The sequence below is a fragment of the Azotobacter tropicalis genome, assembly GCF_059739045.1.
Map to the genome: position 1 here is coordinate 3,692,793 of NZ_AP046059.1, position 23,516 is coordinate 3,716,308.

The 23,516-nt window shown below is 68.4% G+C and carries 16 protein-coding genes and 3 pseudogenes; 15 read left to right on the forward strand and 4 right to left on the reverse strand.

Annotated features, from left to right (window positions below; all coding sequences use genetic code 11):
- Positions 1-197 precede the first annotated feature (197 nt).
- Positions 198-1,280, forward strand: coding sequence for a PDDEXK-like family protein (locus Atro_RS17495; RefSeq protein ID WP_497924307.1), 1,083 nt, complete (start codon positions 198-200; stop codon positions 1,278-1,280).
- A gap of 393 nt (positions 1,281-1,673) precedes the next feature.
- Here Atro_RS17495 and chrA read toward each other — a convergent pair.
- From chrA to Atro_RS17515, 4 genes and pseudogenes are all read right to left on the reverse strand, one after another.
- Positions 1,674-3,028: pseudogene (gene chrA / locus Atro_RS17500) on the reverse strand (chromate efflux transporter).
- Positions 3,029-3,176: 148 nt separating this feature from the next.
- A pseudogene (locus tag Atro_RS17505) lies at positions 3,177-4,278 on the reverse strand (sigma-54 interaction domain-containing protein).
- Between the two features lie 9 nt (positions 4,279-4,287).
- A complete protein-coding gene (locus Atro_RS17510; RefSeq protein WP_497924309.1) occupies positions 4,288-5,472 on the reverse strand; it encodes an acyl-CoA dehydrogenase family protein in 1,185 nt (394 codons plus the stop codon).
- 223 nt (positions 5,473-5,695) lie between these two features.
- Positions 5,696-5,956: a hypothetical protein gene (locus Atro_RS17515; protein WP_497924311.1), complete on the reverse strand. Its 261-nt coding sequence runs from the start codon at positions 5,954-5,956 to the stop codon at positions 5,696-5,698.
- Positions 5,957-6,042: 86 nt separating this feature from the next.
- On the opposite strand from Atro_RS17515, the gene ssuD reads away from it, so the two are divergent.
- The 14 genes and pseudogenes from ssuD to Atro_RS17585 all read left to right on the forward strand — a co-directional run bounded on the left by ssuD (position 6,043) and on the right by Atro_RS17585 (position 23,434).
- Complete coding sequence (gene ssuD / locus Atro_RS17520; RefSeq protein ID WP_497924313.1) at positions 6,043-7,176, forward strand: FMNH2-dependent alkanesulfonate monooxygenase; 1,134 nt, start codon at positions 6,043-6,045, stop codon at positions 7,174-7,176.
- The gene (locus tag Atro_RS17525; RefSeq protein ID WP_497924315.1) at positions 7,173-8,018 is read left to right on the forward strand and encodes an amidohydrolase family protein; all 846 of its coding nucleotides are present in this window, start codon (positions 7,173-7,175) and stop codon (positions 8,016-8,018) included. Before ssuD ends, Atro_RS17525 begins: the two co-directional genes overlap by 4 nt.
- A 102-nt stretch (positions 8,019-8,120) precedes the next feature.
- A complete protein-coding gene (locus tag Atro_RS17530) occupies positions 8,121-9,311 on the forward strand; it encodes a trans-sulfuration enzyme family protein (protein ID WP_497924317.1) in 1,191 nt (396 codons plus the stop codon).
- 183 nt (positions 9,312-9,494) lie between these two features.
- A complete protein-coding gene (locus tag Atro_RS17535) occupies positions 9,495-10,835 on the forward strand; it encodes an OprD family porin (protein ID WP_497924319.1) in 1,341 nt (446 codons plus the stop codon).
- 265 nt (positions 10,836-11,100) lie between these two features.
- Positions 11,101-12,504 carry an LLM class flavin-dependent oxidoreductase gene (locus Atro_RS17540; protein ID WP_497924321.1) on the forward strand — a complete coding sequence of 468 codons (1,404 nt, stop codon included), beginning with the start codon at positions 11,101-11,103 and terminating at the stop codon, positions 12,502-12,504.
- Positions 12,505-12,521: 17 nt separating this feature from the next.
- The gene (locus Atro_RS17545; RefSeq protein ID WP_497924323.1) at positions 12,522-13,760 is read left to right on the forward strand and encodes an acyl-CoA dehydrogenase family protein; all 1,239 of its coding nucleotides are present in this window, start codon (positions 12,522-12,524) and stop codon (positions 13,758-13,760) included.
- Positions 13,761-13,814: 54 nt separating this feature from the next.
- The gene (locus tag Atro_RS17550) at positions 13,815-14,777 is read left to right on the forward strand and encodes an AMP-binding protein (protein ID WP_497924325.1); all 963 of its coding nucleotides are present in this window, start codon (positions 13,815-13,817) and stop codon (positions 14,775-14,777) included.
- Complete coding sequence (locus tag Atro_RS17555) at positions 14,774-15,562, forward strand: ABC transporter ATP-binding protein (RefSeq protein WP_497924327.1); 789 nt, start codon at positions 14,774-14,776, stop codon at positions 15,560-15,562. The genes Atro_RS17550 and Atro_RS17555 overlap by 4 nt, the downstream gene beginning before the upstream one ends.
- Positions 15,563-15,571: 9 nt before the next feature.
- On the forward strand, positions 15,572-16,453 hold the full coding sequence (locus Atro_RS17560; protein WP_497924329.1) for a branched-chain amino acid ABC transporter permease: 882 nt from the start codon (positions 15,572-15,574) through the stop codon (positions 16,451-16,453).
- A 4-nt stretch (positions 16,454-16,457) separates the two neighbouring features.
- Entirely contained in the window at positions 16,458-17,522 is a 1,065-nt protein-coding gene (locus Atro_RS17565) for a branched-chain amino acid ABC transporter permease (protein ID WP_497924330.1), read from the forward strand.
- A 72-nt stretch (positions 17,523-17,594) separates the two neighbouring features.
- Entirely contained in the window at positions 17,595-18,935 is a 1,341-nt protein-coding gene (locus Atro_RS17570) for an ABC transporter substrate-binding protein (RefSeq protein WP_497924332.1), read from the forward strand.
- A gap of 48 nt (positions 18,936-18,983) precedes the next feature.
- Entirely contained in the window at positions 18,984-20,324 is a 1,341-nt protein-coding gene (locus tag Atro_RS17575) for an ABC transporter substrate-binding protein (RefSeq protein ID WP_497924334.1), read from the forward strand.
- A 131-nt stretch (positions 20,325-20,455) separates the two neighbouring features.
- Positions 20,456-21,231: pseudogene (locus Atro_RS17580) on the forward strand (ABC transporter ATP-binding protein).
- A gap of 961 nt (positions 21,232-22,192) precedes the next feature.
- Positions 22,193-23,434 carry a bifunctional 3,4-dihydroxy-2-butanone-4-phosphate synthase/GTP cyclohydrolase II gene (locus Atro_RS17585; protein ID WP_497924336.1) on the forward strand — a complete coding sequence of 414 codons (1,242 nt, stop codon included), beginning with the start codon at positions 22,193-22,195 and terminating at the stop codon, positions 23,432-23,434.
- Positions 23,435-23,516: the final 82 nt, after the last annotated feature.

Below are 23,516 nucleotides of genomic sequence, written 5' to 3' on the forward strand. Positions count from 1 at the left end.
TGGCGGTTTTCGAGCCTGAGCGGCTTTTCGATCCATAACAAACGTTAAACCTTAGTCAGGAAATTGACCAAAGCGGGCCTTCGAATTCCCCTACGGAACTAGTGGCGATTCAGTATGCTTTGTCTGCCAGCGCTGGAAGGGTGGCGCTGCTTCTCCAATGAAATATTCATCAACTCTCCTCTAGCGAGCATGCAGGCGTGGAAGTAGAAGAATTTTACGAAGCTGTAGAGCTGTTCTTTGGTGATAATAAGTTGTCGGAGCTGTGTGAAGTTCTGAAAATAGGAGACGACATTCTTGATGTAATTTCTCTGAGTGAAAATCAGCATTCAGACCTTCTTGCCTGGATGTTTGATCCTCGTGAGGGGCATGGTCAGGGCGATCAAATTCTCCGTGACCTGCTCCTAAGCGCCGCGCAAGCTGCCCGACAAGGCTGTGGACTGGATGGCAGAGGCACTACAGCACGTTTCTTTGCTGAGTGGCCGTCTTCCCGAATCCGCACCTCAGGTTTTGGCTCGGTCTTCACCGCTCGTGAGCTGGGGATGAAGGCATCAGAGCGAGTTGATCTATTTGTGATCGATCCAATCAACAAGTTCGTTCTGCTGATTGAGAATAAGGCAGGTACTACTCATAGTAGTGAACAACTTGATGGTTACCGTGGGAGCTGGCTGGAGACTATCGCTAGCAACCCTCATCTTCGAGAGTACGATAGTGTATTCATCGCCTTGGACCGGGAGTTTGCCGGCGATGACTGGTCTGATCGTCCTTCGAACGGCTATTGGTTACACCTAGGCTATGATTGGTTGAAGGCCTCTGCTGACCGAGCATTGCTCCATGTTGAGCGAGGTAATGCGGCGGCTCGGCTTGTAGTCAGCTATTGCAGTCGGCAGACGGACTGGGAGAGCCCAGTAAGCCAGCGAGCCATAACACTTGCCGCTGAGCTTCATGAGGCTCATGGTCTTGCTATCAAGCAGTTGCTCGAGGCCTCTACAGGTCGTCTCGAAAAGGCTTGGATTCAAAGCCGCAGCGATACACATATGATGTTTATGCTGCAAAACAAAGCAGCCATTACTCTCTTACGAGAAACACAAGGTATGGCTTCAATCAAGGAAACACTTGTGGCGAAAGTGCCTGGCCTGAAGCGCGAGAATATCGCTCACTCCCGTGCCTGGTTGGATATCTGTCCGCCGGGTTGGGAGAAATATAAAGGTGGGGCTGGTGGCCAGTTTACTTTAGTGTCAGTTACTCCGACAGCTCCAAGTCGAAGTGTGATGTCGCATTAATTTTGGACAAGGGCTACGCAAACTCCGAGGAAGAGGGAGAGAAACTGCGAGGTCATCTAAAAATATTTGATACACGCTTTGCCAAGCATCAGGGCACTGATCGGCGCCGGGTTGTTTTAAATAAAAGTCTCAGCGTTTCAGATCTCGTGCAGAAGCTTGATGAGCACTCGATCCGCTTGCTCAAGACTATTACATAGTGTGATTCAAAGAGGGCCACTTCAAGCATGAGCCTTGAATTGGTCCTTCTAATAACTCACATACTGATCGACACTCCTGCGTCCAAGGGACGCAGGAGTGTCCTTGGCGGCGTACCTATGCAGGGGCAGATAAGACCAGTTTCACCGTCCCCATCTGACCGACACCTGCGCCATTGTCCCAAACGCTCTTCGCCCCTCAGCGCAGCCCCAGATGCACCAGCAATCCCGCCAGCGCACAGCCCGCCAGCACCTCGATCACCCCGCGCTTGAAGCGCAGCAGCGCGACGGCGGCGGCCAGGGCGATCAGCGCCGAGGGCCAGTCGAAGCGGCCGGCGAAGCCTTCGGGCCAGAGCACGTGGTAGCCGAAGAACAGCGCCAGGTTGAGGATCACCCCCACCACGGCGGCGGTGACGCCGGTCAGCGGGCGGTGAATTTCAGGTCGCCGTGGGTGGATTCCACCAGCGGGCCGCCGGCGAGGACGAAGAGGAACGACGGCAGGAAGGTGAACCAGGTGACCAGGCAGGCGGCCAGCGCGCCTGCGAGGAAGGCCTGCTCGGCGCCGAACATCGGGTGGATGTAGCCGCCGACGAAGCCGACGAAGGCCACCACCATGATCAGCGGCCCCGGCGTGGTCTCGCCGAGGGCCAGGCCGTCGATCATCTGCGTCGGGGTCAGCCAGCCGTAGTGGCCGACCGCGCCCTGGTAGACGTAGGGCAGCACCGCGTAGGCGCCGCCGAAGGTGAGCAGCGCGGCCTTGGTGAAGAACCAGCCCATCTGCGTCAGGGTGCCGTGCCAGCCGAACAGCACGGTCAGAAGGCCCATCGGCAGCAGCCAGAGCAGGGCGCCGGCCAGCAGCAGCCGCGCCAGCCGTGCACGGCTGAAGCGCGCATGGGCGGGTGGCGGGGTGTCGTCATCGATCAGCGCCGGGCCGTAGCCGGGCTTCGCCGCCGCATGGCCGCCGGCGCCGCCGAAGTGCTCCGGCGCCAGGCGCCCGCCCAGGTAGCCGAGCAGCGCGGCGCCGAGCACGATCAGCGGGAAGGGCACCTGGAGGGCGAAGATCGCCACGAAGGCCGCCGCGGCGATCGCCCACAGCCAGGCGTTGCGCAGGGTGCGCGCGCCGATGCGGTGGGCGGCGTGGACGACGATGGCGGTCACCGCCGGCTTGATGCCGTAGAACAGCCCGGCGACCAGCGGCACGTCGCCGAAGGCGAGGTAGACCCAGGACAGGGCGATCAGGATGAGCAGTGAGGGCAGCACGAACAGCGCCCCGGCGATCACCCCGCCGCGGGTGCCGTGCAGCAGCCAGCCGAGGTAGGTGGCGAGCTGCTGCGCCTCGGGGCCGGGCAGCAGCATGCAGAAGTTCAGGGCGTGCAGGAAACGGCGTTCGGAGATCCAGCGGCGCCGCTCGACCAGCTCCTGATGCAGGATGGCGATCTGCCCGGCCGGGCCGCCGAAGCTGATGAAACCGAGCTTCAGCCAGAAGCGCAGGGCCTGGCCCAGGCTGGCGGCGGTGCGGTCGGGATGGGAGTGCTGCGCAGGCGTTTCGGACATCGGGTGTTCCTGGCCGGGAGGGTTGCGTTCGGATGACTGCCGCCGGGAACGCCTCACAGGCTTCCGGCGGCGACTGCGCGGGCGTCGCGGGGCGCATCATAGCCTGCGCCGGTTGCAGGCGTCCGACCGCCGCCCGGTCGGGCGGTGTTCAGATGGACAGGTCGACCCGCTGCCGGCTCGCCGGCGGCGGCAGGCTGCGGCGCTTGTTGACCACCAGCTCGCCGATGCGGATCAGCTGCGCGCGGGTGACGTTGCGGCTGAGGCCGAGCAGGTTGGCGGTGTGCACCTGGTTGCAGTGGCAGAAGCGGTAGGCGGTGCGCAGCAGGGCCGCCTCGACCCGTTCGTGCAGGGCGCCGCAGTCCTCCTCGAAGAGCTTGTGGAAGGCGCGCTGCAATAGCGCCTCGGCCGACTCGTCGGCGCGCGGGCGGCTTCCTCCTGGCGGTCGAGGCGCAGGTTGGAGAGGTGCAGGTCGGCGGCGCCGATCCGGTCGTTGCGGCAGATCAGCAGGGTGTGATGGATGACGTTTTCCAGCTCGCGGATGTTGCCCGGCCAGGAATAGGCGAGCAGCTTCTCCTCGGCCGCGCGGTCCAGGGCGATCTCGCTGTAGCCCAGGCGCCGGCTGTACTCATTGATGAAGTGGCGGACCAGCGGCAGCACGTCGCCGGGCCGCTCGCGCAGCGGGCTGAGTTCCAGGCTGACCACGTTGAGGCGGTAGTAGAGGTCCTCGCGGAAGTTGCCGGCGTTGATCGCCTTCTCCAGCTGCACGTTGGTCGCCGCGAGCACCCGCACGTCGATGGGGATGCTCTTGCGCGAGCCGAGGCGCACCACCTCCCGTTCCTGCAGCACGCGCAGCAGCTTGACCTGGATCGGCAGCGGCAGGTCGCCGATCTCGTCGAGGAACAGGGTGCCGCCGTTGGCCTCCTCGAACCAGCCGGCCTTGGCGCTGAGGGCGCCGGTGAAGGCGCCCTTCTCGTGCCGAACAGTTCGGCCTCCACCAGGTTCTCCGAGAAGGCGCCGCAGTTCACCGCGACGAAGGGGCCGCCGCGGCGCTTGCTGAGGTTGTGCACGTGGCGCGCCACCAGCTCCTTGCCGGTGCCGGTCTCGCCGATGATCAGCACGCTGGCGTCGCTCGGCGCGATCCGTTGCAGGTGGGCGAGCAGGGCCTGCGACTTCGGATCGGCGAAGACCTGCGCGGTGGCGCGGACCGAGGTGGCCAGCGCGGGGGACGGGGGCAGGGTGAGTAGCTGCATGGGCGATCGCTATGAGTAGAAGGTGGGAGTCGGCAGCGCCCCGTTCAGCGCCCAGTCGCCCAGTTCGTGGAGCTTGTAGTCCACCGGGTCGTGCAGGGTCTGGGTGCGCAGGTTGCGCCAATAGCGGTCCAGGCGCAGGGCGGCATGGGTGGCGCGGGCGCCGGTGACCTCGAACAGCCGGCCGGTCAGCTCGAGGCCGACGCGGCTGGCGGCGACCTTGGCGCTGGCGATGGCCACGGCGAGCCGGCCGCGCTCCTCGGCGCCGAGGCCGTCCTCCTTGCGCCAGGCCTCGTCGAGCAGCGCATTGGCCCGCTCGACGAGCAGCCGCACGCTCTCCAGGCCGACCCAGAACTCGCCGAAGTGGCGCAGGGTGTAGGGGTCCTCGCCGATGTGCGCGGCGCCGGACTTGAACCACGGGCGGGTTTCCTTGAGCGTGTAGTGGCGGGCCTCGGCGAAGGCGCCCTCGGCGATGCCGAGGAACAGGTTGGCGAAGGTCAGCTGGGCGATCAGCGGGCGCAGGCAGGCGAAGGGCGTGCTCAGCGGGCCGGGCTCGAGCAGCAGCTCGTTCTCCTCGACGCGCACCCGCTCGAAGGTGACGCTGCCGCTGTCGGTCTGCCGTTGGCCCATGTTGTCCCAGTCGCCGTGCAGGGTGATGCCGCTGCGCCCGCTGGGCAGCGCGGCGATCAACAGCTTGCCGCTGCCCTCGTCGAGCGCCGAGGCGATCAGCATTTCCGAATCGGCCGAGCCGGAGCAGAAGCTCTTGCGCCCGGAGAACTCGCGCCAGCCGTCGAACTTGCGGGCGACGGTACGAGTGTCCAGCGGGTTCAGGGCGTTGCCCCAGAACCATTGGTTGCGCGCGGTCTGCTCGAACCAGGGCTGCCACTGGTCCGGGCGGGAGAACAGGCGCACGGTGGCCAGCATCAGGTGCTGGAAGCCGTAGACGTGGGCGATCGAGCTGTCGACCCGGGCGAATTCGCGGACGATCTCCAGGGTTTCGTACCAGCTGGCGCCCAGGCCGCCGTACTGGCGGGGAATGGCCAGGGCCAGCAGGCCGCTCCGGCGCAGGGCGTCGCGCTGGGCCTTCGGCGTGCCGCCGTGCTGGTCGCGCTCGGCGGCGGTTTCGGCGAATTCGGCGGCCAGTTGGCGGGCGGTCTGCAGGGGCGACAGTACCTTGGGTTGTTGGATGGCGGTCACGCGCGGTTCCTCAGGCTGTGGTTCGACTGGCGCTGAGTGGGGCAATCCCTGTGCCATCTTGAAAATCCTTTTGAAATCATTGGCTTATACAGATGCTGCGGAACCGCTTCTGTTGGATTCGGCGCGCCGCTGTTGAACCGCTGTTGGCGGCGCAACACTTCGTCCGCTGTTGCCGGAGCAGCAGCGGGCCTGGCGAGACGGGCGTGCCGCCGGTTTGGATAAACTATGCGATATAAAAATTCAGAATTAAATATCTTTTTGTTATTTGCTTAAGGGTTTTGCCGTGGTCGCCGGCCGGCATGTCGCACTGTTGCTGGCGCAACTGTTGCTCCGGCAACACTTGCCGCGCAAAGTGTTGGCCCGCCGACAGCCGGCCGCTGCGCGCCGCCAGGGCGTGCCCGGTCGGGCGTTCGCAGCGCTGCGCCTGTTCGCGCACCTTTTGCGGGAATTGCCCGCCCATTCGCCGCCATTGCTTTCGATTCACCGCCGCCTCGCGGTGCTGGCACGGGGCTTGCCACCTCAGGGAAACCGCGCATCGCCGCACCCGTATTCCTCCTGAGGCACGCATCCATGAGTCTGGACATCTTCTGGTTCCTTCCCACTTCCGGCGACACCCGCTATCTCGGCAAGTCCTCCGCCGGCCGCCCGGCGACCAACGAATACATGCGGCAGATCGCCGTGACCGCCGAGAGCCTCGGCTACGACGGCCTGCTGATTCCCACCGGATCGAGCTGCCTCGACCCCTGGATCACCGCCGCCAGCCTGGCGCCGGTGACCAGCCGCATCAAGCTGCTGGTGGCGCTGCGCACCTCGGTCAGCGGTCCGACCGCCACCGCCCGCCAGGCCGCCACCCTCGACCAGGCGCTCAAGGGCCGCCTGCTGCTCAACGTGGTGCCGGGCGGCGACGCCACCGAGCTGGCCGCCGACGGGGTGTTCCTCGGCCACGACGAGCGCTACGAGGCGGCCGACGAGGTGCTGACCGTGTGGCGCGACCTGCTGCAGGGCAAGACCGTCGACTTCGCCGGCAAGCACGTCACCGTCGAGGGCGCGAAGAACTTCTTCCCTCCGGTGCAGAAGCCCTATCCGCCGCTGTACTTCGGCGGTTCCTCGCCGGCCGCCCACGAGCTGGCCGCCAAGCACGTCGACGCCTACCTGACCTGGGGCGAGCCGCCGGCGGCGGTGGCCGAGAAGATCGCCGACGTGCGCGAGAGGGCCAGGAAATACGGCCGCACCGTGCGCTTCGGCGTGCGCCTGCACGTGATCGTCCGCGAGACCAACGAGGAAGCCTGGGCCGCCGCCGAGAAGCTGATCAGCCATCTCGACGACGAGACCATCGCCAAGGCCCAGGCCAACTACGCGAGCATGGACTCCGAAGGCCAGCGCCGGATGGCCGCGCTGCACGGCGGCCGTCGCGACAAGCTGGAAGTCAGTCCCAACCTGTGGGCCGGGGTCGGCCTGGTGCGCGGCGGCGCCGGCACCGCGCTGGTCGGCGATCCGCAGACCGTCGCCGCGCGCCTCAAGGAGTACGCCGACCTCGGCGTCGACAGCTTCGTGCTCTCCGGCTATCCGCATCTGGAGGAGGCGATCCGCTTCGCCGAGCTGGTGTTCCCGCTGCTGCCGGGCAAGCAGCCAGTCACCGTCGAGGAGGAACTGACCGGCGGCGCCTTCGACGTGCGCGCCACCAAGAGCGAGGCCGCGGCATGAAGGTCATCGACATGCGTTGCCGGCCCGCCTACCTGCACGACTTCTTCGGCGCCACGCCGGGCAATGCCGCCCACGCGGCGGCCCGCTGGCTGAACCGGCGGGTCGGCACCCGCGGCGACGACGCGCACTTCGAGCGCTCGTTGACCGCCGAGGGCTTTCTCGCCGAGGTGCGCGACGCCGGGCTGAGCAAGGCGGTGGTGGTCGGCCGCCATACGCCGAGCCAGCACCTGCCCAACGACTTCATCCAGCAGATCGTCCACGGCCACGACGAGCTGCTCGGCATCGCCGGCATCGACCCGGCGCTGCAGGGCGTCGAGGGCGCGGTGGAGGAGATCGACCGCGCCGTCGACCGCCTGGGCCTGTCCGGCATCGACCTGGAGCCGGGCTTCGGCGAGCCGGCCCGGTACCCCGACGATCCGCTGTACTTCCCGGTCTACGAGCACCTGGCGGCGCGCGGCATCCCGCTGTTCCTGATGTCCGGGCCGACCACCCCCGACCCGGCGTTCAACGACCCCGGCCGGCTGGCGAAGATCGCGCGGACCTTCCCGACCCTGCCGATCGTCTGCTACCACGGCTACTGGCCGAACGTGGACCAGCTGCTCGGCGTGGCCTTCCGCTACGAGAACATCCTCGCCGTGCCGGACATGTACCTGTTCCTGCCGGGCAGCGCGGCCTTCGTGCAGGCGGCCAACGGCTTCCTCGGCGACCAACTGCTGTTCGGCTCGTCCTATCCGTTCCGCCCGATCCGCCAGTCGATCGACGACTTCCTCGCCCTCGGTTTCCGCGAAGACGTGCTGGACAAGCTGCTCTACGGCAACGCCACGCGGCTGTTCGGCCTGTAACGCCGGCGCCGGCTGGCCGGCGAGCCCTTCTGCCGCCCCACGCAAGGTGGGGCGGCACTATCTTGTCGGCAGACCTCAGCAAACCCACCTCAGGATTTCGCCATGCCCGAACCCTTTTCCGGTTTCTCCACCCGCGCCGTGCACGCCGGCAACGAGGTCGATCGCCAGATGGTCACCCACCCCAAGGCCCAGCCGATCTACCAGACCTCGGTGTTCGTCTACGACTCGCTGGCGCAGGTCGACGACTTCCTCGCCGGCAATCCCGACAACTACATGTACACGCGCATCGGCAACCCCAACCCGGCCGCGCTGGAGGAGCTGATCCTCGCCCTGGAGGGCGGCGCGGCGGCGCTGTTCGGCGCCTCCGGCATGGCGGCGATCGGCGCGGCGCTGCTCGGCAACCTGGAGGCCGGCGACCACCTGATCGCCAGCCGCGAGCTGTACGGCACCACCCAGAGCCTGATCGAGAAGGAGCTGGGCCGCTTCGGCATCGCCGCCACGCTGGTCGACATCCGCGATCTGGCCGCGGTGGAGGCGGCGATCACCCCAAGGACCCGGCTGATCTACACGGAAAGCGCCTCCAACCCGCTGGTGCGAGTCAGCGACGTACCGGCGCTGGCCGCGCTGGCTAAGCGCCGCGGTCTCAGGCTGCTGGTCGACAACACCTTCCTCTCGCCGGCGCTGTACCGCCCGCTGGACGACGGCGCCGACCTGGTGCTGCACAGCACCACCAAGTACCTGAACGGCCACAGCGACGCCACCGGCGGCATCCTCGCCGGCGACGCCGAGTGGGTGGCCCGGGCGCGGCGCTTCCAGATCAACGCCGGCGGCAGCGCCAGCCCGTTCGAGGCCTGGCTGACCTTCCGCGGCGCCAAGACCCTGGCCCTGCGCATGCAGGCCCACTCGCGCAACGCCCAGGCGCTGGCCGAGGCGCTCGAAGCCCATCCCCGGGTGAAGCGGGTCCACTACCCGGGGCTGCCCTCGCATCCCGACCACGCGCTGGCCCGGCGGCTGTTCCCCAGGGGCTGCTCGGGCATGCTGAGCTTCACCCTCGACGGCGGGCTGGGCGAGGTCGACCGGCTGATCCGAAACCTCAGGCTCGCGGTGTTCGCCCCCTCGCTGGCCGGCGTGGCGACCAGCATCAGCCACCCGGGCAAGACCTCGCACCGCGCCCTGGCGCCGGAAATCCTCGCCGAACTGGACATCCACGACGGCACCGTGCGCGTCTCGGCGGGCATCGAGGAGGCCGAGGACATCGTCGGCGACTTCGTCCAGGCGCTGGACCGGCTGTGAGCCGACGCTGCCCGTCGGGCAACAGCGAATGGGCACTTTGCTGCTGGCGGCATTCGCAGGAATGCCGGGGTGTCGATGCAAGTCACTGAATCAAAATAGTTTTTTTCTTGGCATGGATATTGAGCTGGGACCAGGCGCGCCTCCACGGAGGAGGGCGCCCCGACCCGTCACAGGAACCCGTCCATGCACAAGCCCGTCCGCCTCCTATCCCTTTCCATCGCCCTGGGCCTGCCGGCGCTCGCCGCCGGCGAAGGCTTCTTCGACGACGCCCAGTTGAAGGTGCTCAACCGCAACTTCTACATGAGCCAGGACTTTCGCAACGACAGCCGTTTCCGCAACCCGCAGACCGGCGAGAGCAAGCACTTTCGCGCCGAGTGGGCGCACGGGGTGATCGCCACCTTCGAGTCCGGCTTCACCCCCGGTCCGCTCGGCGTCGGCCTGGACGTGCGCGGCCTGTTCGGCTGGAAGCTGGACGGCGGCGACGGCCGGGTCGGCGACAGCAACGCCGGCAACGGGTTGATCCCGCGGCGCGGCCACAACTTCGACGGCAAGCCCAAGGACGACTTCGGCAAGGTCGACGTTGCCCTCAAGCTGCGCCTGTTCGAGGACACCGAACTGCGCTACGGCGATCACCGGCCGGCCAGCCCGGTGATCAACGCCAGCGACACCCGCCTGCTGCCGCAGAGCTTTCGCGGTTCGTTCTTCAAGAACACCTCGATAAAGGGTCTGACGCTGGAGGGCGGCAAGGTGGAGTCCGGCAGCGACCGCTCCGCCACCGCCCACAACGGCGACCTGGGCACCGCCTACGGCGGGCGCTTCAAGGACGCCGACGACTTCATTTATGCCGGCGCCGACTACCGGTACGACGAGCGCTTCTTCTTCCGCCTGCACCACGGCCGGCTCGACGACGTCTGGAACCAGACCGCCTTCTACGCCGACTGGCGCCAGCCGCTGGGCGAGGGCCTGGGCTTCAATACCGGCTTCAAGTACTTCCGCACCCGCGACACCGGCAAGTCGCTGCTCGGCGACATCGACAACGACTCCTGGAGCGCCCATGCCGGGCTGACCGCCGGCGCCCACGCGCTGACCCTGACCCACACCCGGATCGACGACGATTCGCCGTTCGACTACCTGTGGAACACCTGGGACTTCTTCCTCAACACCGGCTCGCAGGTCTCCGACTTCAACAACCCCAACGAGCGCACCTGGATGCTGCGCTACGACTACGACTTCGCCGCCGTCGGCCTGCCCGGCCTGATGCTGATCGCCCGCTACCTGCGCGGCACCGACATTGACGGCAGCAAGGTCGGGCCGGGCTATGCCGCCTACCAGAACATCCGCGACGGACGCCACTGGGAGCGCGACTTCTGGCTCAGCTACGTGGTGCAGAGCGGGCCGGCCAGGGACCTGACTTTCAAGGTCCTGCACGCCAGCCACCGGGCGAACGGCGACCACACCGCCGAGGCCGACATCGACGAGCTGCGCCTGATCGTCGAATACCCCCTGGACCTGCGCCAGCTGTGACCGGCCGGTCGTCCCCTGGCCGGGCCGCAACAGCGGGCGCTGTCTGCCGGGCAGGTGTGCGCAGCTCAACAGCCGATCAGCAGACTGTGCCCCCGGCAATACCGGGCGGATCGCTTTTGTTCGCCTATCTCGTTGAATCCGAAGCGTTTTATCGAGTGGCACGGTTTCTGAAAAGGTAAAGACGACTTCGATCCGTTCGTCGACGGCCTCGCCGGCCTGGCCCCCGTCGACGCATGCCCCTTCGTGCACTTTCAAGGAGAGTCCCATGCCCCGCGAAATCCGCCTCAACGCCTTCGAGATGAACTGCGTCGGCCACCAGTCCCCCGGCCTCTGGGCGCACCCGCGCGACCGCGCCTGGCAGTACAAGGACCTGGAATACTGGACCGAGCTGGCCAAATTGCTCGAGCGCGGCAAGCTCGACGGGATCTTCATCGCCGACGTGATCGGCATCTACGACGTGCTGGGCGGCAACGGCGAGGCGGCGATCCGCCAGTCCACCCAGGTGCCGGTCAACGACCCGCTGGCGCTGATCACCCCGATGGCGCTGGTCACCGAACACCTCGGCTTCGGCCTGACCGCCTCGCTGACCTTCGAGCATCCCTATCCCTTCGCCCGCCGCCTGTCGACCCTCGACCACCTGACCAAGGGCCGCATCGGCTGGAACATCGTCACCTCCTACCTGGACAGCGGCGCGCGCAACCTCGGCCAGCAGGCGCTGATCGATCACGACGCGCGCTACGACCACGCCGACGAATACCTGGAAGTGCTCTACAAGCTGTTCGAGGGCAGCTGGGAGGACGGCGCCGTGCTGCGCGACCGCGAGCGCCGGCTGTTCACCGATCCAGGCAAAGTCCATGAGATCCGCCACCACGGCCGGCACTTCCAGGTGCCCGGCATCCACCTCTGCGAACCCTCGCCGCAGCGCACCCCGGTGCTCTACCAGGCCGGCGCCTCCAGCCGCGGCAAGCGTTTCGCCGCCGAGCACGCCGAGTGCGTGTTCGTCGCCGCGCCGTCGAAGACCATCCTCAAGAAGACCGTCGCCGACATCCGCCGGCGCGCCGTCGAGGCCGGGCGCGATCCCTACCAGGTGCGCATCTTCAACCTGCAGACGGTGATCCTCGGCGAGACCGACGCCGCGGCCCAGGCCAAGTGGCGCGACTACAAGCAGTACGTCAGCTACGAGGGCGCGCTGGCGCTGATCTCCGGCTGGACCGGCATCGACTTCGCCCAGTACCGGCCCGACCAGGTGCTCAAGCACATCCACACCAACGCCATCCAGTCGGCGGTCGAGGCCTTCTCCAGCGCCGACCCGAACAAGCAGTGGACGGTCCAGGAACTGGCCGACTGGGTCGGCATCGGCGGCTTCGGCCCGCTGTTCGTCGGCAGCGCGCAGACCGTGGCCGACCAGTTGCAGGAGTGGGTCGAGGAAACCGACGTGGACGGCTTCAACCTGGCCTACGCGGTGACCCACGAAACCTTCGTCGACGTGGTCGAGCTGCTGGTCCCCGAGCTGCAGAAGCGCGGCGTGTTCAAGACCGACTACGTGCCGGGCACCCTGCGCGAGAAGCTGTTCGGCGCCGGGCCGCGCCTGCCGGAGAACCATCCGGGCGCCCGCTACCGCAACCTGGCGGCCCTGCCGGCGCAGCGCCCCGAAGCGGTCGGCGCCTGATGGCGGAGGAGCGGAACATGACGAGACAAGCACTGTTGGCGAAGGTCGACGAGCAGGCAGCGGAACTGACCTTCGACGGCCCCCTGTCGCCCGATTCCGCGGAGCTGGAGCCGTTGCTGGCGGAGATCGCCCGGGACGCCGAGGCGCGCCGCCAGCCCGGCCGGGAAGGCCATCCCTGGCATGCGCTGGAGCTGATCCGCCGGGCGCGGCTGGGCGCGCTGCGCCTGCCGCGCGAAAGCGGCGGCGGGGGCGCGAGTCTGCGCGAGCTGTTCGGGGTGGTCATCCGCCTCGCCGAGGCCGATCCGGACGTCGCGCACATCCTGCGCGCCCACTACCTGCTGACCGACGAGTTCCTCCGCGCGCCGGCCGGCGCCGTGCGCGACGAGCGCCTGCGCCGGGTGGCGGCCGGGGAGCTCTTCGGCAACGCCTACACCGAGCTGTCGACGCAGGCGGTCGGCGACTACCGGTTCGAGACCCGCCTGTCGCCGGACGGCGACGGCTATCGCCTGAACGGCACCAAGTACTTCAGCACCGGCACCCTGTACGCCGACTGGGTGTTCGTCACCGCCTCCCTCGAAGACGGCAGTCCGGCCGGCGCGATCGTGCCGACCAGCCGGCCGGGGGTGCGCATCGTCGACGACTGGGACGGCATCGGCCAGAAGTACACCGGCAGCGGCACGACCCACTTCGACGACGTGCGGGTCGAGCCCGACGAGCTGGCCCTGCGCGACACGGCGAACCAGTTCAACGCGCTGGCCCAGCTCTATCTGCACGGTGTCATCGCCGGCATCCTGCGCAGCGTGACCGGCGATGCCGCGGCGCTGCTGCACGGGCGGAGCCGGACCTTCAGCCACGCCGCCGCCGCGCGGCCGGCGGAGGACCCGCAGCTGCTGCAGGTGCTCGGCGAGCTGTCGAGTAGCGCCTTCGCCGCCGAGGCCATCGTGCTGGCCGCGGCAGACGCCCAGGACCGCGCCTTCGCCGCCGCCGTCGACGGCGCGGTCGATCCCAGCCTCGGCCACGAGGCCTCGCTGCGCGCCGCCCAGGCCAAGGTGGTGGTGGATGCGCTGGCCCTCGAGGCGGCCAGCCGGCTGTTCGAGGTCGGCGGTTCCTCGGCGGCCCGCCAGTCGGCGCAGCTCGACCGCCACTGGCGCAACATCCGCACCCTGGCCTCGCACAACCCGGCGCTCTACAAGGCCCGCGCCATCGGCGACTACGAGGCGAACGGCCGGGAGCTGCCGCGCAACGCCTACTTCTGAGCGGAACCCGGACCCCACTTGCAAGGCGGGCCGCAGGCCCGCCGGGAGGAATGCATGAGCGTGCACGAACTGAATCCGGTCGGCGTCGATGTCCTGCCGGACAATGCCCTCGAGCGGATGAAGCACTGGGCCGCCGGCCGGCCGCTGCAGGTCGCCCTGTGCCACAAGCGCCGCGGGCGCTGGAAGGCCTGGCGCTGGGTCGACGTGCTGCACGAGGTCGCCCGGCTGGGCGTGGCGCTGCAGCGCCAGGGCTTCGGCCCGGGTTCCCGCCTGGCGCTGAGCGGCGCCCTGGAGCCGACGGCGATCCTGCTCGCCCTGGCCGCCCAGGCCGCCGGCGGCCAGGTGGTTCCGGTCTGCCGGCGGGCGGAGGGCGGCGAGCTGCGCAGCCTCCTGCTGCGCCTGCAGCCGAGCCATGCCTTCGTCGAGAGCCGCGAGGGCGTGTCGCGCTGGCTGGAAGCCGCGCAGGAGCTGCCGCGCGAGCTCTTGGTGTTTTCCGCCCGTTCGGCGCCGCGCCGGCAGGGCCACTGCCGGGTGCTGCCGCTGGCCGCGCTGGAGGAGAGCGTGCCGGTCGTGCCGCTGATCCAGCCCTGGCGCGCCGTCCGCCGGCAGGAGACGCTGTGGTGCGAGGAGGGCAGCGAATGGCGCGAGGGCCTCGGGCTGCTGCTCCGCCACTGGCTGGACAGCGGCAGTGGCTTCGCCTTTCCGGAAAACAGCGAGTCGGCGGCGCGCGACCGCCGCGACGTCGCGCCGACCGCCCTGCTGCTCTCGGAAGGACGCCGGCAGGCGCTGGTCGCCGAGATCGAGCAGCGCCTGGCCCCGGCCGGCAGCTGGTTGCGGCGGCTGAGCGACTGGGCGCTGCACGGCCCCGAGCGCGGCCCGCGCCGCTGGCTCGCGGCACGGGTGCGCGAGCTGCTCGGCCTGCAGCGTCTCGAACGCCTGCTGCCCGGCGAGGCGGCGGCGCCGCTGGCAAGGTCGGCCCAGACCTGGCTCGGCGAACCGCGGGAGCAGGCCGCATGAGCATCGCCATTTCCGCTGCCGAGCCGATCCTCGAAGTGCGCGACATCTCCCTGTCGTTCAAGGGCGTCAAGGCGATCAACGCGCTGTCGTTCGCGGTGCGCCGCGGCGAGATCTGCGCGCTGATCGGTCCCAACGGCGCCGGCAAGAGCTCGCTGCTCAACATCCTCAACGGCGTGTACCGGCCGGATTCCGGCGAAGTGATCTTCGAGTCCGAGCACTTCCGCCGCATCCAGCCGCTGGAGGCGGCGCGCCGCGGCATCGGCCGTACCTTCCAGAACAACGCGCTGTTCAAGAAGATGAGCGTGCTCGACAACCTGCTCAGCGGCCTGTCGCGACACACGCGCAGCGGCTTCTTCGCCCAGGCCCTCGGCTTGCCGGGCGCCCGCCGCGAGGCGCGGCGCTTCCGCGAGCAGGCTGAAGGCATCCTCGAATTCCTCGAACTGCAACCCTGGCGCGACGTGGCGGTGGGCAGCCTCGCCTACGGCCTGCAGAAGCGCGTCGAGCTGGGCCGCGCGCTGATCGCCGGGCCGCGCCTGTTGCTGCTCGACGAGCCGATGGCCGGGATGAACGCCGAGGAGAAGCGCGAGATGAGCCGCTTCATCGCCGACGTCAACCGCGACCTGGGGACCACCGTGGTGCTGATCGAGCACGACATCCAGGTGGTCATGGGCCTCTCCGGCCACGTGGTGGTGCTCGACTACGGCCGCAAGGTCGGCGACGGCACGCCGGCCGAGGTGCAGGCCAACCCCGAGGTGATCGCCGCGTACCTTGGCACCGTGCACTGAGGAATTGAGATGACCTTCTTCCTGGAAACCCTGCTCGGCGGCCTGCTCGCCGGCACCATGTACTCGCTGGTGGCGATCGGCTTCGTGCTGATCTACAAGGCCAGCGGCGTGTTCAACTTCGCCCAGGGCGCCATGCTGCTGTTCGCCGCGCTGACCTTCGTCAGCCTGCAGGAGCAGGGCCTGCCCTTCGCTCTGGCGCTGCTGCTCACCGTGGCGGTGATGGCCCTCGGCGCCATCGCCATCGAGCGCGCCGTGCTGCGCCCGCTGGTCAACCGCTCGCAGATCACCCTGTTCATGGCCACCCTCGGCCTGTCGTTCGTCATCGAGGGCCTCGCCCAGGGGCTGATGGGTGCCCAGGTGCGCGCACTGGATCTGGGCATCGACGACGTGCCGCTGTTCCTCGGCGAGGTGATGGTCAGCCAGTTCGACCTGGTGGCGGCCGCCACCGCCGCCGTGCTGGTGGCAGCGCTGGCGCTCTTGTTCGAGCGCACGCGGATCGGCGTGTCGCTGCGCGCGGTGGCCGACGACACCCGCGCCGCGCTGTCGGTCGGCATCGACCTCAACCGCATCTGGCAGATCGTCTGGGCGGTGGCCGGCATCGTCGGGCTGGTCGCCGGCCTCCTGTGGGGCGCGCGCCAGGGCGTGCAGTTCTCGCTCTCCCTGGTGGTGCTCAAGGCGCTGCCGGTGCTGATCATCGGCGGCTTCACCTCGATCGGCGGGGCCATCGTCGGCGGGCTGATCGTCGGCGCGGCGGAAAACCTCGCCGAGGTCTACATCGGCGCGCACATCGGCGGCGGCATCACCCCCTGGTTCGCCTACGCGCTGGCCCTGGTCTTCCTCTACATCCGCCCCGCCGGCCTGTTCGGCGAGCGCGCCATCGAACGGGTATGACGCCATGACCACGCTTTCCCACAGCCTTCCCGCCGCTCACGACAGCGCCCCGGTCGAGCTGCTCCGCCGCCGCCTGCCCTGGAGCCTGCTGGCCCTGCTGGCGGTCGCCTTCGGCCTGGTGCCCTGGCTGGGCAACGATTACTGGCTCAACGCCATTCTCATCCCGTTCCTGGTGCTGTCGCTGGCCGGGCTGGGGCTGAACCTCTTGACCGGCTACACCGGGCAGACCTCGGTGGGCGCCGCCGGCTTCATGGCGGTCGGCGCCTTCGCCACCTACGGCCTGCTGCTGCGCGTGCCTGGGCTGCCGTTGCCGCTGGCGCTGGCCGGCGGCGGGGCGATCGCCGCGGCGGTCGGCTTCCTGTTCGGCATCCCCAGCAACCGCATCAAGGGCTTCTACCTGATGGTTACCACCCTGGCGGCGCAGTTCTTCCTCGAATGGGTGTTCACCAAGTTCCCGTGGTTCTACAACTACGCCTCCTCGGGGACCATCAGCGCGCCGCGCCTGGAGCTGTTCGGCCACGACCTGCATTCGCCGACCGGCCGCTACCTGCTGGTGCTGGGCAGCGTGGTGCTGCTGACCTGGGTGGCGGTCAACCTGGTGCGCAGCCAGATCGGCCGCAACTGGATGGCGATCCGCGACATGGACACCGCCGCCGCGGTGATCGGCATCCCGGTCGACCGCTACAAGCGCCTGGCCTTCGCCGTCAGCTCGTTCTACCTCGGCATCGCCGGCGCGCTCTGGGCCTTCGCCTACCTGGGCACCGCCAGCGCCGGCAGCTTCGACATCAACCGCTCGTTCCAGATCCTGTTCATCATCATCATCGGCGGCATGGGCAGCATCGCCGGCAACTTCGTCGGCGCCGCCTTCATCAGCCTGCTGCCGATCCTGCTCAACCAGACCGGGCAGTGGCTCCTGGGCGGCAACGTCGATGCCGGCCAGTTGCAGAACCTGCAGAAGATCATCTTCGGCGTACTGATCATCGCCTTCCTGATCAAGGAGCCGGAGGGGCTGATCCGCCTGCTGAGCAATCTGCGCGAACGGCTGGCGCGCTGGCCGCTGCGCTTCTGAAACGACTTCCATCCACCTCGACCCGACCGCGGGACAGGAGCACCCATCATCGATCCCTAGAAGTGAACCGACATGCGTAAATCCTTGCGACGCTCCATCGCCGGCGCGTTCCTCGCGCTCGGCGCCTCCAGTGCCCTGCCGGTGACGGCCCAGGCGGCACCCAACGAGCAGTTCTTCCCGCTGGCCACCTACCGGGTCGGCGCCTACGCCTCCAGCGGCATCCCGGTGTGGGCCGGGATGATCGACTACCTGCGCTACATCAACGAGGTGGAGGGCGGCATCAACGGCGTCAAGCTGGTCTGGCAGGAGTGCGAGACCGAGTGGACGGCGGAGAAGGGCATCGAGTGCTACGAGCGCTTCAAGAACGGCCTCAACGGCGCTCCGGTGGCGGTCTACCACCCCAACGGCGCTCCGGCCGCCTACGCGCTGTCCGACAAGGCCGCCGCCGACAGGATCCCGCTGATCACCCTGGGCTACGGGCGTACCGAGGCCACCGACGGCAGCGTGTTCCCCTACAACTTCCCGGTGATGCTGACCTTCTACAGCGAGGCCTCGGCGGTGGTGAACTACATCGCCGAGCGCGAGGGCGGCCTGGACAAGCTCAAGGGCAAGAAGATCGCCACCGTCTACCACGACTCCGCCTACGGCCGGGAAACCCAGGGGCCGCTGGCGCTGCTGGCCGAGAAGTACGGCTTCGAGAACCTCCAGATCCCGGTGGCCGACCCGGGCAACGAGCAGTCCGCGCAGTGGCGCCAGGTGCGCCAGGCCAAGCCGGACTGGGTGTTCCTGCGCACCTGGGGCGTGTCGACCCCGGTGGCGATCAAGACCGCGGCGCGCTTCGGCTTCCCGGTCGACCACATCATCGGTGACATCTGGGCCAGCTCCGACGAGGACGTGCTGCCCACCGGCGAGGCCGGCAAGGGCTACCTGGCGCTGACCCCCTATCCGGGCGGCGCCGACTTCGAGATCCACAGGAAGATCAAGGAGCACATCCTCGACAAGGGCAAGAGCGACCTCAAGGACCCGAAGAGCTTCGGCAGCGTCTACTACAACTCCGGGCTGGTCAACGCGGCCATCGCCGTGGAGGCGATCCGCGCCGGGCAGGCCAGGTTCGGCCAGCGCCCGCTGACCGGCGACGAAGGCCGCTGGGGCCTGGAGCACCTGAACATCGACGACGCACGGCTCAAGGCCATCGGCTTCCACGGCCTGATGCAGCCGCTCAGGCTGTCCTGCTCCGACCACGAAGGCGGCGGCGCGGCCAAGGTGCAGCAGTGGGACGGCGCCAGGTGGAGCCTGCTCACCGACTGGGTGCAGGCCGACCGCCAGACCCTGCGCCCGCTGATCGAGGCCAAGTCGGCCGCCTATGCCAAGGAGAAGGGCATCGCCGCCCGCGACTGCCGCGCCGAGCCGTGAGCCGCCCTAGCCAACGCCCTCTGAATCGACTTCCGGAAACCCATCACCATGCGTAAATCCCTGCAACGCGCCATCGCCGGCGCGCTCCTCGCCCTCGGCGCGTCCGGCGTCCTGCCCGCGCTCGCCCAGGCGGCGCCCAACGAGCAGTTCGTCCCGCTGGCCACCTACCGGGTCGGCCCCTACGCCTCCAGCGGCATCCCCTGGTGGGCCGGCACCATCGACTACCTGCGCTACGTCAACGAGGTGGAAGGCGGCATCAACGGCGTGAAGATCGCCTGGGAGGAGTGCGAGACCGAGTGGAGCACCGACCGTATCGTCGAGTGCTACGAGCGTTTCAAGAACGGCCGCGACGGCGCGCCGGTGGCCTTCTTCCTCACCCACAGTACCCCGGCCTCCTACGCGCTGATGGAGAAGGGCGCGGCGGACCACATCCCGCTGATCGACCCGGCCGGCGGGCGCACCGAGTCCACCGACGGCAGCGTGTTCCCCTACGCCTTCCCGCTGCTGCTCACCTACTACGGTCAGGCCTCGGTGGGCATCAACTACATCGCCCAGCGCGAGGGCGGCTTCGACAAGCTCAGGGGCAAGAAGATCGCCACCGTCTACCACGACTCCCCTTACGGCCGGGAGACCCAGGCGGCCATCGAGCTGCTGGCGCAGAAGTACGGTTTCGAGAACATCCAGATCCCGGTCGCCCACCCCGGCAACGAGCAGTCGGTGCAGTGGCGCCAGGTGCGCCAGCTCAAGCCGGACTGGGTGTTCCTGCGCACCTGGGGGGTGTCGACCCCGGTGGCGCTGAAAACCGCGGCGCGCTTCGGCTTCCCGGCCGACCACATCATCGGCGATGTCTGGGCCGGCTCCGAGGCCGACGTGATCCCGGCCGGCGCCGCCGCCAAGGGCTACCAGGCGCTGGCGCCGTTCCCCGGCGGCGACGGCTTCGAGATCCACCAGCGCCTGCGCGAGCAGATCCTCGACAAGGGCAAGAGCGACCTCAAGGACCCCGGCTACTTCGGCAAGGTGTACTACAACATCGGCCTGGTCAACGCGGCCATCGTGGTCGAGGCGCTGCGCGCCGGCCAGGCGAAGTTCGGCAACCGCCCGCTGAACGGCGAGGAAGGGCGCTGGGCGTTCGAGCACCTCAAGGTCGACGAGGCGCGCCTCAAGGAGATCGGCTTCGCCGGCCTGCTGCAACCCTTGCAGGTCAGCTGTGCGGACCACGAGGGCGGCGGTGCCGCCCGCGTGCAGCAGTGGGACGGCGAGAAATGGACGCTGGTCAGCGACTGGGTGCAGGCCGACCGCGACACCCTGCGCCCGCTGATCGAGGCCAAGTCCGCCGCCTACGCGAAAGAGAAGGGCATCGTCCCGCGCGAGTGCACCGCGACGAACTGAGTCCGCGCTGAAGGTGGACGAGCTGCGCGTCGTCCACCCTACGCCTGACCGCGAACCGTAGGGTGGGCAACGGCGCAGCCTTGCCCACCATCGGCACCACAGGAGCCGCTTTCCATGCAAAGGACATCCCCATGAGCAATCAGCCCCAATCCGCCGCCGCCCCCGCCGAGCTGCTGGCGGTGAACGACATCGAGGTGATCTACGACGGCGCCATCCTCGCCGTGGCCGGCGTGTCGCTGCGCGTCGCACGGGGCGGCATCGTCGCCCTGCTCGGCGCCAACGGCGCCGGCAAGAGCACCACCCTCAAGGCCATCTCCGGCCTGGTGCAGGCCGACCGCGCCCAGGTCAGCCGCGGCAGCATCCATTTTCTCGGCGAGGGCACCGCCGGGGTGGCGCCCAACCTGCTGGCGCGGCGCGCATCGTCCACGTGCTGGAGGGCCGCCACGTATTCGCCCACCTGACCGTCGAGGAGAACCTGCGCAGCGGCGGCTTCCTGCGCGGGCCGAGCCGCCGCGAGCTGGAGGAGGACCTCGAACGCATCTACGCCTGGTTCCCGCGCCTGAAGACCAAGCGCAAGACCCAGGCCGGGCTGACCTCCGGCGGCGAGCAGCAGATGCTCGCCATCGGCCGCGCGCTGATGACCCGGCCGACGCTGGTACTGCTCGACGAGCCGTCGATGGGCCTGGCGCCGATCATCGTCGAGGAGATCTTCGAGATCGTCGCCCAGCTCAACGAAAAGGAGGGCATGAGCTTCCTGGTCGCCGAGCAGAACATCAACGTCGCCCTGCGCCATGCCGACTACGGCTACATCCTGGAGAACGGCCGGGTGGTGGGCGAGGGCGCGGCGCAGGCGCTGGCGGCGCGGGAGGATATCCAGCACTTCTATTTGGGCGGCAAGGCGGGGTAGGTGGGGTAATCGGGTGGAATGTCTGGCGGATGGTGTGTATGAGCCTTGGCATGGCTGATTGCCGAGTAGGCCGACACTCCCTTTTTCGGCCCCACGGCCGAGTCACTTTTTCTTGCGTGGCCAAGAAAAAGTAACCAAAAAGAAGACCACCCCGTCGTCAGGCCCTGCGCTTCGCTCCGGGTTCCCTCGCTCCATCGCCGCTCCAGGGGCACGCCACGAAGGGCCATCCATGGCCCTCGCGGCTCTCGCGGCATCCCTGCCGCTCGACCCCTTGCGCGGCGATTCCGCTCGGCCTGACGAAGGGGGGAATGGGTGTAGTCCCCACTCCGCAAAAAAACGAGCGAAGAGCGGAAAAGCTTTTGACTATGCCCACGCTTTCCGCGTGAACCGCGCTGTGGCACCCAGCCTTGGGCTCCCACGCAGGAGCGTGGGAGCCATCGACAGCTGTGCCGGAAACACGAAAGCACTTTCAGGCAACTCGGAGTCGACTCCCGTTCAGAAGGCCGAACGCAGGTGTCGCGGAGGGGCGAGCCGCATGGATGCGGCGAGAGCCGTAGAGGGGCATGGATGCCCCTTGTACGGCGGCCCCCGGAGCGGCACCGGAGCGAGGGAACCCCGGCGCAGCCGGGGCCGGATGACCGGCGCGCTTTCTCTTTGGTTACTTTCTCTTTGCGCGCGCAAAGAGAAAGTGACTCGGCCGGGGGCCGAAACAGGGGGTGTCGAACGACTCGGTAATCAGCCATACCAATCCTCCCTCGTCGCCCCATGCGAGCAACAGAGTACTGTCCGGCAGGCAACAGCATTCGCACGGACTGTCGCCAACGCAACAGTCCGGCCGCCGTTGCCGCCCGGCCAGCCCCGGAAATCCGCCCCCGGCGGGCTGGCACGCAACCTGCTCCTGCCGAATTCATCCACCGGCGCCTGCGGGCGCCCCGCTTTTTCCCGTACAGGTTGATACGCCATGCCCGCATTTCCCGAGGCCTCGTTCGATACCGTCGAGACCGCCATCGCCGCCATCGCCCGCGGCAAATTCGTCGTCGTGGTCGACGACACCGACCGCGAGAACGAGGGCGATCTGATCGTCGCCGCCGACGCCATCAGCCCCGCGCAGATGGCCTTCCTGGTCCGCCACAGCAGCGGCCTGGTCTGCATCGCGCTGCCCGGCGAGCGCCTCGATGCGCTCGAACTGCCGCTGATGGTCGAGGCCAACAGCGAATCGCAGCAGACCGCCTTCACCGTCAGCGTCGACTACCGCCACGGCACCAGCACCGGCATCTCCGCCGCCGATCGCGCGGCGACCCTCAACGCCCTGGCCGACCCGGCTTCCAAACCGGACGACTTCGCCCGGCCCGGCCACATCTTCCCGCTGCGCGCCAAGTCTGGCGGGGTACTGAAGCGCCCCGGGCACACCGAGGCGGCGCTGGATCTCGCCGTGCTGGCCGGCCGGCGCCCGGCCGGGGTGCTCTGCGAGATCGTCAACGACGACGGCAGCATGGCGCGCCGCCCCGAACTGTTCGCCTTCGCCCGCGCGCACGGCCTGCCGATCGTCAGCATCGAACAGCTGATCGCCTGGCGCCGCGCCCGCGAGGCGGCGCCGGTCCCGCAGCTGCTCGCCGACACCCGCCTGCCGACCCGCCACGGCGAGTTCCGCCTGCACCTGTACGCCTTCGAGGGCGGCGAATACCCGGTGCTGCTCGCCGGCGAGCCGGCCGGCGAAGGGCTGCTGACCCGCCTGCATTCCGAATGCCTGACCGGCGACGTGCTCGGTTCGCTGCGCTGCGATTGCGGCGAGCAGCTCGACCTCGCTCTGGCGCGCATCGCCCGCGAAGGGCGCGGCGCGCTGCTCTATCTCACCGGCCACGAGGGCCGCGGCATCGGTCTGGCCGCCAAGCTGCGCGCCTACGCCCTGCAGGACGGCGGCCTGGACACCGTGGAAGCCAACCAGGCGCTCGGCCTGCCGGTGGACGCCCGCGACTACCGGGCCGCCGCGGCCATCCTCAAGCAGCTCGGCGTGCGCTCGGTGCAGCTGCTCAGCAACAACCCGGCCAAGGCCCGTGCCCTGCAGGCGTCGGGCATCGCGGTGCAGCGCCAATTGGCCCACGAAGTACCCGCCAATCCGGCCAACCAGCACTATCTCGCCACCAAGCGCGAACGGCTGGGCCACCGCCTGGCGCTGCCGCTGGCGGTGCCGCGCCGGGCCTGAGCCGGCCCGCCAATCATGTCCGGCGCCCGGCAGGCCCGGCCGCCTGATCCTGTGCAAGCAACTTTGAACCCGAGGGACCGAC